This window comes from Mycobacterium sp. GA-1841, assembly GCF_001954135.1.
In the GTDB taxonomy this organism is placed as follows: Bacteria; Actinomycetota; Actinomycetes; order Mycobacteriales; family Mycobacteriaceae; genus Mycobacterium.
The window spans coordinates 1-12665 of the sequence record NZ_MBEQ01000008.1; the positions used below are offsets into that span (position 1 = coordinate 1).

General features: G+C 65.9%; 11 protein-coding genes and 1 pseudogene. 6 read left to right on the plus strand and 6 right to left on the minus strand.

Features of this window, described 5'->3' with window-relative positions; translation table 11 throughout:
- Positions 1-1108, plus strand: a pseudogene (locus A5740_RS01125) (alpha-1,4-glucan--maltose-1-phosphate maltosyltransferase); the annotation flags it as partial.
- Between the two features lie 7 nt (positions 1109-1115).
- Positions 1116-3323 (plus strand): 1,4-alpha-glucan branching protein GlgB, encoded by a 2208-nt coding sequence (gene glgB / locus A5740_RS01130; protein ID WP_076190800.1) that lies wholly within the window; start codon positions 1116-1118, stop codon positions 3321-3323.
- Positions 3324-3408: 85 nt separating this feature from the next.
- Here glgB and A5740_RS01135 read toward each other — a convergent pair whose 3' ends face one another.
- From A5740_RS01135 to A5740_RS01145, 3 genes are read right to left on the minus strand one after another with little or no spacing between them, the layout of a single operon-like run.
- The gene (locus tag A5740_RS01135) at positions 3409-4323 is read right to left on the minus strand and encodes a tetratricopeptide repeat protein (protein WP_076190802.1); all 915 of its coding nucleotides are present in this window, start codon (positions 4321-4323) and stop codon (positions 3409-3411) included.
- A gap of 13 nt (positions 4324-4336) precedes the next feature.
- The gene (locus A5740_RS01140) at positions 4337-4720 is read right to left on the minus strand and encodes a DUF3817 domain-containing protein (protein WP_139334871.1); all 384 of its coding nucleotides are present in this window, start codon (positions 4718-4720) and stop codon (positions 4337-4339) included.
- A 48-nt stretch (positions 4721-4768) separates the two neighbouring features.
- Complete coding sequence (locus A5740_RS01145) at positions 4769-5959, minus strand: acetyl-CoA C-acetyltransferase (RefSeq protein ID WP_076190803.1); 1191 nt, start codon at positions 5957-5959, stop codon at positions 4769-4771.
- 82 nt (positions 5960-6041) lie between these two features.
- Between A5740_RS01145 and mce the strand changes: the two genes are divergently transcribed.
- Complete coding sequence (gene mce, locus A5740_RS01150; RefSeq protein ID WP_076190805.1) at positions 6042-6518, plus strand: methylmalonyl-CoA epimerase; 477 nt, start codon at positions 6042-6044, stop codon at positions 6516-6518.
- Positions 6519-6528: 10 nt separating this feature from the next.
- On the opposite strand, the gene A5740_RS01155 is transcribed toward mce, so the two are convergent.
- Together A5740_RS01155 and nucS are read right to left on the minus strand one after the other, a co-directional pair.
- The gene (locus A5740_RS01155) at positions 6529-6810 is read right to left on the minus strand and encodes a hypothetical protein (RefSeq protein WP_076190806.1); all 282 of its coding nucleotides are present in this window, start codon (positions 6808-6810) and stop codon (positions 6529-6531) included.
- On the minus strand, positions 6810-7493 hold the full coding sequence (nucS, locus tag A5740_RS01160; protein WP_076190816.1) for an endonuclease NucS: 684 nt from the start codon (positions 7491-7493) through the stop codon (positions 6810-6812). The genes A5740_RS01155 and nucS overlap by 1 nt, the downstream gene beginning before the upstream one ends.
- A 46-nt stretch (positions 7494-7539) precedes the next feature.
- Between nucS and A5740_RS01165 the strand changes: the two genes are divergently transcribed.
- Complete coding sequence (locus A5740_RS01165; protein WP_076190808.1) at positions 7540-9147, plus strand: adenylate/guanylate cyclase domain-containing protein; 1608 nt, start codon at positions 7540-7542, stop codon at positions 9145-9147.
- On the opposite strand, the gene glsA is transcribed toward A5740_RS01165, so the two are convergent.
- Positions 9144-10424 (minus strand): glutaminase A, encoded by a 1281-nt coding sequence (gene glsA, locus A5740_RS01170; RefSeq protein WP_076190809.1) that lies wholly within the window; start codon positions 10422-10424, stop codon positions 9144-9146. The two genes, A5740_RS01165 and glsA, sit on opposite strands and share 4 nt — an antisense overlap.
- A gap of 85 nt (positions 10425-10509) precedes the next feature.
- Between glsA and A5740_RS01175 the strand changes: the two genes are divergently transcribed.
- Both A5740_RS01175 and A5740_RS01180 read left to right on the plus strand, forming a co-directional pair.
- Positions 10510-12003 carry a DNA-3-methyladenine glycosylase 2 family protein gene (locus tag A5740_RS01175; protein ID WP_076190811.1) on the plus strand — a complete coding sequence of 498 codons (1494 nt, stop codon included), beginning with the start codon at positions 10510-10512 and terminating at the stop codon, positions 12001-12003.
- Entirely contained in the window at positions 12000-12497 is a 498-nt protein-coding gene (locus tag A5740_RS01180; protein WP_076190812.1) for a methylated-DNA--[protein]-cysteine S-methyltransferase, read from the plus strand. The genes A5740_RS01175 and A5740_RS01180 overlap by 4 nt, the downstream gene beginning before the upstream one ends.
- Positions 12498-12665: the final 168 nt, after the last annotated feature.

Consider the following 12665-nt stretch of genomic DNA (forward strand, 5'->3'; position numbering starts at 1 on the left):
CGCCCGCGACCAGGGCGTCGAGGTGGCGCTGGACCTGGCGTTGCAATGCGCGCCGGATCATCCATGGGCTGCGGCGCATCCGGAATGGTTCACGGTGCTGCCCGACGGCACCATCGCCTACGCCGAGAACCCGCCCAAGAAGTACCAGGACATCTACCCACTGAACTTCGACAACGACCCGGCCGGGCTGTACCACGAGGTGCTGCGCGTGGTTCGGTTCTGGATCTCGCACGGTGTCAAGGTCTTTCGTGTCGATAACCCGCATACCAAGCCGCCGAACTTCTGGGTCTGGTTGATCGCCGAGGTGAAGAACGAGGACCCGGACGTGCTGTTCCTGTCCGAGGCCTTCACCCGACCGGCGCGTCTCTACGGTCTGGCCAAACGTGGCTTCACCCAGTCCTACAGCTATTTCACGTGGCGCACCGCCAAGTGGGAACTCATGGAGTTCGGCAACGAGATCGTCGAGAATGCCGACAGCGCACGACCCAGCCTGTGGGTCAACACCCCCGACATACTCCACGAGTCACTGCAACACGGCGGCCCCGGCATGTTCGCGATCCGTGCGGTGCTGGCCACCACCATGAGCCCGTCGTGGGGCATGTATTCCGGCTTCGAACTGTTCGAGCACCGGGCGGTCCGCGAAGGCAGCGAGGAGTACCTGGACTCCGAGAAATACGAATTACGGCCCCGCGACTTCGCGGGGGCACTGGCCGAGGGACGCTCCCTTGAGCCGTTCGTCACCCGCCTCAACGAGATCCGCCGTCTCCACCCGGCACTGCGGCAACTCCGCACCCTCACCTTCCACCATGTCGACAACGACGCACTGCTGGCCTACAGCAAGTTCGATCCGACCACCGGGGACACCGTGCTGGTGGTCGTCACCCTCAACGCCTTCAGCCCGGAAGAGGCCACATTGTGGTTGAACATGGAGGCGTTGGGTATGGAATCGCATGACCGATTCTGGGTACGCGACGAGATCACCGGCGAGGAATACCAGTGGGGACAGTCGAATTACGTTCGGATCGACCCTGCCAAGGCGGTGGCGCACGTGCTGAACATGCCGCTCGTACCCTATGAGCACCGACTGGGCTTGCTACGCAGGGAATGAGAACACGATGACGAGAAGCAACCAACTCAACGACGTGCATCTGCGGCCCGACCCCTCGGACATCCAGCGCCTGGTGGCCGGTGAGCACCACGACCCGCATTCGGTGTTGGGCGCGCACGAATACTCAGGTCAGACCGTGATCCGCGCCTACCGACCACATGCCGCAAAGGTCGTGGCGGTGATCGGTGGCGAGCGTCACCCGTTGCAGCACATCGAATCCGGACTCTTCGCGGTGTCCGTCCCGTTCACCAACCTGGCCGACTACCGGCTCGAGATCAGCTATCCGGCTGCCGACGACACGTTCTTCACCCACACCACTGCCGATGCCTATCGGTTCCTGCCCACACTCGGCGAACTCGATCTGCACCTGTTCGCCGAGGGACGCCACGAACGGCTGTGGGAGATCCTCGGCGCCCATCCGCGCAGTTTCACCACCCCGGACGGGGTCGTGGAGGGTGTTTCCTTCGCAGTGTGGGCACCGAACGCCAAGGGTGTCAGCGTGATCGGCGACTTCAACCACTGGGACGGCAACGAGGCACAGATGCGCGTCCTGGGCTCGTCCGGGGTCTGGGAGTTGTTCTGGCCCGGCTTTCCCACCGACGGCCTGTACAAATTCCGCATCCACGGTGCGGGTGGGGTCACCACCGACCGGGCCGACCCGATGGCGTTCGCCACCGAGGTCCCGCCGCTGACCGCCTCGCGGGTGACCAGCAGCTCCTACATCTGGAACGACGAGGACTGGATGGCCCGTCGGGCTGCCCAAAACCCGGTGTTCGAACCGATGAGCACCTACGAAGTGCATCTGATGTCGTGGCGCCCGGGCCTGAGTTACCGGGAGCTCGCCACTCAGCTCACCGAATACGTTGTGGAGCAGGGCTTCACCCACGTGGAACTGTTGCCGGTGGCCGAGCACCCGTTCGGTGGATCGTGGGGCTACCAGGTCACGTCGTACTACGCGCCGACCTCCCGGTTGGGAACTCCTGACGATTTTCGGTTCCTGGTGGATTCGCTGCACCGGGCCGGCATCGGGGTGATCGTGGACTGGGTGCCCGCTCACTTCCCGAAGGATGCCTGGGCCCTGGGCCGTTTCGACGGCACCCCCCTCTACGAACACTCCGACCCCCGCCGCGGCGAGCAACTCGACTGGGGCACCTACGTTTTCGACTTCGGCCGACCCGAGGTACGCAACTTCCTCGTCGCCAACGCGCTGTATTGGCTGCAGGAGTACCACGTCGACGGCCTCCGGGTGGATGCCGTCGCCTCGATGCTCTACCTCGATTACTCCCGTCCCGAAGGTGGTTGGACACCCAACATCTACGGCGGCCGGGAAAACCTGGAGGCGGTGCAGTTCCTGCAGGAGATGAACGCCACCGTGCACAAGGTGACCCCGGGCATCGTCACGATCGCCGAGGAATCGACCTCGTGGCCCGGCGTCACCCGTCCGACCAACCTTGGCGGCCTTGGCTTCTCGATGAAGTGGAACATGGGCTGGATGAACGACACGCTCGATTACGTCAGCCATGACCCGGTGCACCGCAGTTATCACCATCACGAGATGACGTTCTCGATGCTGTACGCGTTCAGCGAGAACTACGTGCTGCCGATCAGCCACGACGAGGTCGTTCACGGCAAGGGCACGCTCTGGGGCCGGATGCCCGGCGACGATCACGCCAAGGCCGCCGGACTGCGCAGCCTGCTGGCCTACCAGTGGGCGCATCCGGGTAAGCAGTTGCTGTTCATGGGGCAGGAATTCGGGCAGCGCGCCGAGTGGTCCGAGGAGCGCGGGCTCGACTGGTACCAGCTCGACGAGCAGGGCTTCTCCGGCGGCGTGCAGCGACTGGTCCAGGACCTCAACGGGATCTACCGACGCCACCCGGCGTTGTGGAGCCGCGACACCAGCCCAGAGGGCTACTCGTGGATCGACGCCAACGACTCGGCCAACAATGTGCTGAGCTTCCTGCGGTTCGGCGCCGACGGCTCGGTGCTGGCCTGCGTGGTGAACTTCGCCGGCAGCGAGCACAGCGAATACCGGCTGGGCCTGCCCCATACGGGCACGTGGCAGGAGGTGCTCAACACCGACGCCACCATCTACAACGGGTCAGGCATCGGCAACATGGGCGCGGTGCAGGCGACCGACGAACCGTGGCACGGCCGTCCGGCGTCGGCGGTGATGGTGCTGCCGCCGCTGGCGATGCTGTGGTTCGAGCCGGCCTGAGGGGTCCAGTCCCTCCCGCGAGCAGACACAAACCTGTACCTTTTCGCGTGAAAAGGTACAGGTTTGTGTCTGCTCGGCGAAGAGCTCAGTACAGGGCGTTGGCGAGGTTGCGGCGACCGGCAACCACCTCGGGGTCGGCCGGATCGAACAACTCGAACAGCTCGATGAGTCGGGTCCGGACCTTGGTGCGGTCGTCCCCCGCGGTGCGCTTCACCAGCGCGATGAGCCGGTTGAAGGCCGACGCCGGCTGCCCCGCGAAGACCTCGGCGTCGGCAGCGGCGAAAGCGGCCTCGATGTCGTCGGGTGCGGCGTCGGCGGCGGCGATGGCCGCATCCAGCGCATCCGGGCCCTGCAGCGCACTGGCCCGCTCCAAAAACGCGATCTGCCGCACGGCTCCCTTGGCCTCGGCGTGACTGGGCTGGGCATCGAGAATCGCCTGGTACGCGGCCAGCGCCGCGGCGAAGTTGCCCTCGTCCAGATGAGCCCTGGCGGCGGCCAACTCCGGGTCGACCTGCTCGGGCTCGTCATCATCACCGGCGCCGGTGAGCTTGCCTCTGGTGGCCTCGAGCAACGAATCGACCCAGCGCCGGAGCTGATCGGCCGGCTGTGCACCCTCGAAGCTGGCGATCGGTTGGCCGCCGGCAAGGGCGACCACGGTCGGCACGCCCTGGATGCCGAACATCTGCGCCACCCGCGGAGTCGTATCGACGTTCACCAACGCCAGAGACCACTTGCCGCCGTCCGCAGCGGCCAGGCCGGCCAAGGCGTCGCCCAACGCAACGCTGGAATCGCTGCGTGGCGACCACAACAGCACCACTACCGGGACCTGTCCCGAGCGGACCAGAACCTCGGCTTCGAAGTTGACTTCGGTGACCTCCGTGGCGCTCGCCCCACCCGGCGCACTCGGGCTGTCACCAGCTGTCGTGGGCCGCTGCTTGAGTGCCGAGAGATCAACCGCGCCGGCCAACGCCGGGCCGACAGAAGGACGTGGACGAGTCACGCCAACAAGTCTGTCACGTCGTTTCCGGTACGGCCTCGCCTGGTTGGGCCACCAGCGCGCGCCCCTCGGCCGCGTCCAGCCGGTGCGTCCGATCGGCCCACATGACGAAGATCACACTGCCCAGTGGCACGATGCTGGCCAGCAACGCCAGAATCCAGGTGCCGACATCCCATTTGCGGGCCAGTCCGACCAGGACCGCAGCGACCACGAACGCGATGAAGATGCCGCCGTGGATCGGCCCGAACACCTTCACCCCGACCTCGGTGCGGGGGCTGCCGAGGTACTTGAAATACATGCCGACCAGCAGACCGGCCCAGCTGACGGCCTCGGCAAGGGCGATCAGCCGGAACCAGCCGGGGATCGAGCGCAGGTCGAATGAGCGTGTCATGAGCGCCATTGTGCCCGATCCGCCGGCCAGCTACTACAGAGCGTCGTTGAGTTGCTGTCAGCGACGCAGGATCAGCGCATCGCCCTGCCCACCAGCACCGCACAGGGCCGCCACGGCGTAGCCGGAGCCCCGCCGAGCCAGCTCGAGCGCGGCGTGCAGCGTGATCCGCGCGCCCGACATTCCGATCGGATGGCCGATGGCGATCGCTCCGCCGTTGACGTTCACCTTGGCCGGATCGACACCGAGCTCCTTGGTCGAGGCCAGCGACACCGCAGCGAACGCCTCGTTGATCTCCAACACGTCGAGCTGGTCGACGCTGATGCCCTCGCGTTCGACGGCCTTCTTGATCGCGTTGGCGGGCTGGCTCTGCAGCGTGGAGTCCGGACCGGCCACCACACCGTGGGCACCGATCTCACACAGCCAGTCCAGGCCCAGCTCCTGCGCCTTGGCCTTGCTCATCACCACGACCGCGGCCGCACCGTCGGAGATCTGCGACGACGAGCCGGCCGTGATGGTGCCGTCCTTGCGGAACGCCGGACGCAGGCCGCCCAGCGATTCGGCGGTGGTGTTGGCCCGGATGCCCTCGTCCTCGGCGAACTCGATCGGATCGCCCTTGCGCTGCGGGATCGACACGGGGACGACCTCGTCGGCGTACACCCCGTCCTTCCATGCCGCGGCGGCCTTCTGATGCGACTGGGCAGCGAACTCGTCCTGCTCGGCCCGGGTGAACTTGTCGGTCTCGTTGCGCTGCTCGGTCAACGCGCCCATCGGCTGGTCGGTGAACACGTCGTGCAGGCCGTCGTAGGCCAGGTGGTCGACCAGCGTCGCGTTGCCGTACTTGTAACCCTCGCGGCTCTTGGGCAGCAGGTGCGGCGCCTGGCTCATCGATTCCTGGCCACCGGCGACGACGACGTCGAATTCACCGGCCCGGATCAGCTGATCGGCCAGGGCGATCGCGTCGATGCCCGACAGACACATCTTGTTGATGCTCAGCGAGGGCACGTCCCAGCCGATGCCGGCGGCCACCGCGGACTGCCGAGCCGGCATCTGGCCGGCTCCGGCCGTCAACACCTGGCCCATGATCACGTAGTCGACCAGTGAAGCATCGACCTTCGCCTTTTCCAGGGCGCCCTTGATGGCAATGGCGCCCAGGTCACTGCCGGAAAAATCCTTCAGCGAGCCCATCAACTTGCCGACTGGAGTACGCGCTCCAGCAACGATTACCGACGTACGAGTATCCGCAGTCATTTCTTACCTCCAAGGCCTGGTCAAGTGCTGTGTGGGCGATCACACATACGCAAACGTTCAGGTTTGAGGTTACCGTTACGTTATGACCGCTGATCAGGCTGATGCCCGTACCGCACTCGCTTCCGCGCTGGTGACGGCGATTGATCACGTCGGCATCGCGGTCCCCGATCTGGACGCCGCGGCCAAGTGGTACCACGACAACCTGGGCATGATCGTCCTGCACGAGGAGATCAACCAAGAGCAGGGCGTCCGCGAGGCAATGCTGTCGGTGCGGGGCGCCCCCAAGGGCAGCGCTCAGATCCAGCTGCTGGCGCCGCTGGACGAGAAGTCCACGATCGCCAAGTTCATCGACCGCAATGGCCCCGGCCTGCAGCAGCTGGCCTACCGGACCAGTGACATCGACGCATTGAGCGAGCGCCTGCGCAGCCAGGGCGTGCGGCTGCTCTACGAAGCTCCCCGCAAGGGCACGGCCAACTCGCGGATCAACTTCATCCACCCCAAGGATGCCGGTGGCGTCCTGATCGAACTGGTCGAACCGGCCGCGGATTCAGAGCACTGAGCCCGGCGGCTCAGGACCACTTTCGAGTGGGGCCCCGAGTGGCCCGATTTGCCCAGCAGGCGGTGTGCCAGTGCCTGCGGTCATCCACATCGCCGACGTCGACCGGCAGCACCACCACATGCGCCGTCGCCACGCGGATCTCGTGGTCACAACCGGGGCACCGGTAAACCTTCACCGCACGCGACGCGGCGACCGTCCGCACCTCGTAGTCGTAACCGTCCGGTCCCGTCTCGACGCGGCGGCTCGGTGGCAACGGCGCCAATCGGCGGTGTTCGCGGGGCCGACGACGCATCAGAACAACCGGTATTCGTCGCTGTCCATACCCCGCATCTGGTCGTAATCCAAAGTTACGCAACGAATTCCACGGTCAGTGGCCAGTGTCCGGGCTTGCGGCTTGATCTGCTGGGCAGCGAACACCCCGGCCACCGGGGCCAGCACCGTGTCGCGGTTGAGCAGTTCCAGGTAACGGGTCAGCTGCTCCACCCCGTCGATCTCGCCGCGGCGCTTGATCTCGACAGCGACGGAGCGTCCCAACTCGTCCCGGCACATCAGATCCACCGGGCCGATCGCGGTCGGGTATTCCCGACGCACCAGCGTGTAACCGGCACCGAGCAGCTCGACGTGCTCGGCCAGCAGCGCCTGCAGGTGCGCCTCCACGCCGTCCTTCACCAGTCCGGGATCGACCCCCAGCTCATGACTCGAATCGTGCTCGACGTCCTCGACGGTGATCCGTAGTTGCTCACCGGCCTTGTTCTCGACCACCCACAGCACAGTCCCCTCCGCTGCCGAGTCCGCAGCCGACTCGACGAGCCAGCAGGGCGGGCTCATCCAGTTCAGCGGTTTATACGCGCGATCGTCGGCATGGACACTGACGGATCCGTCGGACTTGAACAACAACAGCCGGCGGGCCGATGGAAGGTGGGCGGTCAGCCGCCCGACGTAGTCGACGGTGCACTGGGCAATCACGAGGCGCACCCGATCCACCTTAAGGGCACGCGCGACGAACTAGGCTGACGCCACAATGAACTCCGACAAATCGCTGGCACGACGGCTGGGCCGAGTCCTTGAGGGTGTGACCCGGCAGAACAGCCGGATCCCGGCCACCACCCCGGAATACGGATCGTGGGTCCTGGGCCGGGTGTCGGAGAGCCAACGCCGGCGCAGGGTGCGTATCCAGACGATCCTGACGACGTTCGTAGTCTCGGTGAACCTGCTCGGCATCGGTATCTCGATGTTCATCGTCACCGTGCTGTTCCCGTCGCCGGACGTGTTCGACCCGAAGGTCCGCTGGATCACCTTCGTCGTTGCCCCGATCTACATGGCTGCGGCGTTGATCGTCGGGGTGTTCTGGGCGACCACCCGCGTGATCGACAACGTGCGCTGGGCGATCGAGGAACGCCCGCCCACCGTCGCGGATCAGCGGAACACGTTCTTCGCCCCGTTCCGGCTCACCCGCGTGCTGCTGGTCCTGTGGGGCCTGGGCACTGCGCTGCTGACCACACTGGTCGGGCTTGCCGACACCAACTACATTCCGAAGTTCTTGCTGGGCATCAGCTTTCCCGGCATCGTGGTGTCGGTCAGCTGTCACCTGTTCACCGAGTTCGCCCTACGCCCGGTGGCGGCGCAGGCGCTGGAGGCCGGCCCGCCACCAGTCCGGCTGGCTCCGGGCATCATGGGCCGCACCATGGTGGTGTGGGCCCTGTCCTCGGGGGTGCCCATCGTGGGCATCATGCTGGCCGCGATGTTCTCTGTGACGCTGAACAACTTGACCCAGGCCCAATTCGCCTACGCCGTCATCGGTCTCGGCTCGTTCGCGCTGGTGTTCGGCTTCCTGCTGATGTGGATTCTGTCCTATCTGATCGCTACCCCGATCCGGGTGGTGCGTGCGGCCCTCAACCGCGTCGAACAAGGTGATCTGCAAACCAATCTTGTGGTGTTCGACGGCACCGAACTCGGGCAGCTGCAACGCGGATTCAACTCGATGGTGGACGGCCTGCGCGAACGCGAGCGGGTTCGCGATCTGTTCGGCCGTCACGTCGGGCGGGAGGTCGCCGCTCTGGCCGAGCAGGAGAAACCCGTCCTCGGCGGCGAGGAACGCCACGCCGCAGTGATTTTCGTCGACGTCATCGGCTCGACGCAGCTGGTCGCCACACGGCCCGCGGTCGAGGTGGTGGATCTGCTGAACCGGTTCTTCGCGGTCATCGTCGACGAGGTCGACAATCATCGCGGCTTGGTCAACAAGTTCGAAGGTGACGCGATCCTCGCCGTGTTCGGTGCACCCGTATCCCTGGACAACGCCGAGGACGAGGCCCTGGCAGCGGCCCGGGCGATGGCACAGCGGTTGCGAGCGGAGGTGCCCGAACTCAAGGCCGGCATCGGTGTGGCAGCCGGCCAGGTGGTGGCGGGCAACGTCGGCGCCAAACAACGGTTCGAGTACACCGTGATCGGCGAGCCGGTGAACGAGGCCTCCCGGCTGTGCGATTTCTCCAAACAGGTCCCCGGACACCTGGTGGCCTCGTCGGACACCCTGGCCAATGCCTCCGACACCGAACGGGCTCACTGGTCACTGGGTGAATCGGTGACGCTGCGTGGGTTGAGCGAGCCGACCCGCGTGGCGGTGCCGGCCTAGCCGCCGAGCCGGCGCGCAGCCTCGACGGCCTCCTCGACGGTATCGAACACGATGCCGTCGTAGTCGTCGCGTCGGTCTGTGGGTACCACCCGGCCCTCGGGGTCGACGAGGTAGCCCTCTTTGCCCGCGGCACGCAGGCCGGCGCGCATCCCGGTGAGCATGCCGCGCGCCGCGCCGTCGATGTCGTCGACAGCGGTCACGTCGAGCACGGCGACCTCGTACTCGTCGCGGCCGTGCTCGGCCGTGCGCAGTACCTGCTCGGCGCCGGCGAACAGCAGGTCGCCCTGGACCTCGTACACCCGGATGCCGGGGCTCACGTCGAAGACGGCGCGCAGCGTCGCCGACGATTCCCGGCTGACGGTCAAGAAGTGCAATCCCAACTGTGCGGACAGGTTGCGGCACACTTGAACCCCACGCACGCTGTTGCCACGGGAATCCAGCCGCGGCGAATAGACACCGATGCCTAGTTGGCCGGGCAGCACGGCCACGATGCCGCCCCCGACACCGCTTTTGGCGGGCATGCCCACAGCACTCACCCAATCACCTGTCGCGTCATACATCCCGCAGGTCACCATCACGCTGAGGGTGCGCCGGACGACGACCGCGTCGGTGACGCGCCGACCGGTCAACGGATTGAGTCCGCCGCGGGCCAGCGTTGCAGCCATGCGGGCCAGATCGGTACTCGTCACCTTCACCGAACACTGCCGGAAGTACACGTCGAGGACCTCGTCCGGATCACCGTCGAGCACGCCGAAACTCGTCAACATGTAGGCGATGGCCCGGTTGCGGTTGCCGGTGGCCTTCTCCGAGGCGTACACGTCCATGTCGACGTCGAGACGCCGCCCGGCACACATCGAGTAGAACTCCAGAATTCGATCGAACCGCTCGTCGGCGTCGGCAGCGGGAATCAACGAAACCGCGGCGATCGCACCGGCATTGATCATCGGGTTCTTCGGCGTCTTGGTCGCATCGTCGACGCTGATCTCGTTGAACGCCTCACCGGACGGCTCGACACCGATCCGCTCGTCGACGGCCTCCTGGCCGATCTGGTCCAGGGCCAATGCGTAGGTGAACGGCTTGGATATCGACTGAATGGTGAATTCGCGTGCCGCGTCGCCGGATTCATAGACATACCCATCCGAGGACGACAAACTCAGCCCGAAGCCCTCGGGGTCGACGTCGGCCAGCTCGGGGATGTAACTTGCCGGGGCACCGTCACGCAGATCGATCTGGTCGGCGCGGATCTGGTCCAGATAGCGCTGCACCAGTTCAGCCACGCGTTGCAGTCTATCCACGACCACCACCGACTACGATGTCGTTTTCCCGCTAGTGATGCGGTGGCGCGCGTGCCATCGTGGAGCCATGCACGAGGATTTCGACCGCTGTTACCGGGCAGTGCAGTCCAAGGACGCCCGGTTCGACGGCTGGTTCGTCACCGCCGTGCTCACGACGGGCATCTATTGCCGCCCCAGCTGTCCGGTGCGCCCGCCTTTCGCCCGCAACCTACGGTTCTATCCGACCGCGGCCGCCGCCCAGGCAGCCGGGTTCCGCGCGTGCAAACGCTGCCGGCCCGACGCTTCGCCCGGGTCGCCGGAATGGAATGTCCGCACCGACGTGGTGGCCCGGTGTATGCGGCTGATCGCCGACGGCACCGTGGACCGCGAGGGAGTGACGGGGCTGGCCGCCCGTGTCGGTTACACGAGCCGACAGCTGCAACGCATCATGCAAGCGGAGTTGGGCGCCAATCCCCTGGCGTTGGCGCGAGCCCAGCGGACCCAGACTGCACGGGTCCTGATCGAGACCACCCAACTGCCCTTCTCGGACGTGGCCTTTGCCGCCGGGTTCGCGAGTATCCGGCAATTCAACGACACCGTGCGAGCGGTGTGTGACCTGACCCCCACCGAGCTGAGAACCCGGGCTCGCGGCCGGTTCGCGGCGGACGCGTCGACCACATCCGGGGTGCTGTCGTTGCGCCTGCCGGTACGGACTCCCTTCGCCTACGAGGGGTTGTTCGGCCATCTGGCGGCCAGTGCGGTGCCCGGCCTGGAAGAGGTGCGCGACGGACAATTCCGGCGCACCCTGCGGTTGCCACACGGCTCGGGTGTCGTCGGCCTGACTCCTCGACCCGACCACGTCCGCTGCCAGCTGGTTCTCGACGACTTCCGCGACCTGTCGGCGGCCATCGCACGGTGCCGCCGACTGCTCGACCTCGACGCCGACCCCGAGGCTGTGGTGGAGGCCCTGCAGGCCGATGCCACGCTGGCCGCGGTGGTGGCCAAGGCACCCGGGCAACGCGTCCCACGCACGGTCGACGAATCCGAACTGGCGCTACGGGTGGTGATCGGACAACAAGTGTCGATCAAGGCGGCCAGCACCCATGTCGGACGCCTCGTCGCCGGCTATGGAACCCCGGTCGCCGACGAGGCCGGCGGCCTGACGCATGTGTTTCCGAGCATCACCGATCTCGCCGATCTCGATCCGGCTCACCTGGCCATGCCGGCAGCCCGGAGACGCACGGTCGCCGCCCTGATCCGGGCGATCGCCGATGGCGAGCTCGTTCTCGATCCCGGCTGCGACTGGGACCTGGCGCGCGAACAAATGCTTGCGCTTCCGGGGGTGGGCCCGTGGACGACGGAGGTGATCGCCATGCGCGGCCTCGGGGATCCTGACGCCTTCCCTGCCACCGATCTGGGTGTCCGTGCCGCGGCAGCTCACCTCGGAATTGCCTCCGAGCGGCTGATGGACCACAGCGCCCGATGGAGACCGTGGCGCGCTTACGCGACCCAACACCTGTGGACCACACTGGACCACGCGGTGAACGACTGGCCCCCACACAATCAACAGGAGAAGTCATGACGACGTTGCAATGCCGCACCGTGGACAGTCCGGTCGGCCTGCTCACCTTGGCCGGTCGCGATGGGCGGCTCATGCATCTACGCATGGTCGATCAGACCTACGAGCCGAGCCGCGCGGACTGGGAGGTCGACGACACCGCCTTCACCGAGGCCGTCGATCAGTTGGCCGCCTATTTCGCCGGCGAACGGACTGAATTCGATCTGGAACTCGACATGGTGGGCACCGATTTTCAGCGTCGGGTCTGGGATGCGCTGCGGACCATTCCGTATGGGGAAACCTGTTCTTACGGCGAGATCGCCCGGCAGATCGGTTCCCCGGGCGCTTCACGAGCTGTCGGCTTGGCCAATGGTCACAATCCGATCGGCATCATCGTGCCCTGCCATCGAGTCATCGGTGCCAACGGCAGCCTCACCGGATACGGCGGCGGCCTGGAACGCAAACGGACATTGTTGGAATTGGAGAAGAGCCGCGCCATGCCGGCACTCTTCAATTAAGTGAGTGCCGAAGGGGTTTTCAATATGGAATTGAAAACCCCGTGAACGCACAAATGCCCGAGCCCCCCAATCGAAATTGGAGGGCTCGGGACTTAATTTGTGTTCGGCGGTGTCCTACTTTTCCACCCGATAGGGCAGTATCATCGGCGCTGGCAGGCTTAGCTTCCG

What these genes read in the sequence shown, in the direction of transcription:
- glgB (WP_076190800.1), top strand. Translation starts at nt 1,116, where the DNA reads ATGACGAGAAGCAACCAACTCAACGACGTGCATCTGCGGCCCGACCCC.
- A5740_RS01140 (WP_139334871.1), bottom strand. Translation starts at nt 4,720, where the DNA reads ATGGCGCTCATGACACGCTCATTCGACCTGCGCTCGATCCCCGGCTGG.
- A5740_RS01145 (WP_076190803.1), bottom strand. Translation starts at nt 5,959, where the DNA reads ATGACTGCGGATACTCGTACGTCGGTAATCGTTGCTGGAGCGCGTACT.
- mce (WP_076190805.1), top strand. Translation starts at nt 6,042, where the DNA reads ATGACCGCTGATCAGGCTGATGCCCGTACCGCACTCGCTTCCGCGCTG.
- A5740_RS01155 (WP_076190806.1), bottom strand. Translation starts at nt 6,810, where the DNA reads ATGCGTCGTCGGCCCCGCGAACACCGCCGATTGGCGCCGTTGCCACCG.
- A5740_RS01165 (WP_076190808.1), top strand. Translation starts at nt 7,540, where the DNA reads ATGAACTCCGACAAATCGCTGGCACGACGGCTGGGCCGAGTCCTTGAG.
- A5740_RS01175 (WP_076190811.1), top strand. Translation starts at nt 10,510, where the DNA reads ATGCACGAGGATTTCGACCGCTGTTACCGGGCAGTGCAGTCCAAGGAC.
- A5740_RS01180 (WP_076190812.1), top strand. Translation starts at nt 12,000, where the DNA reads ATGACGACGTTGCAATGCCGCACCGTGGACAGTCCGGTCGGCCTGCTC.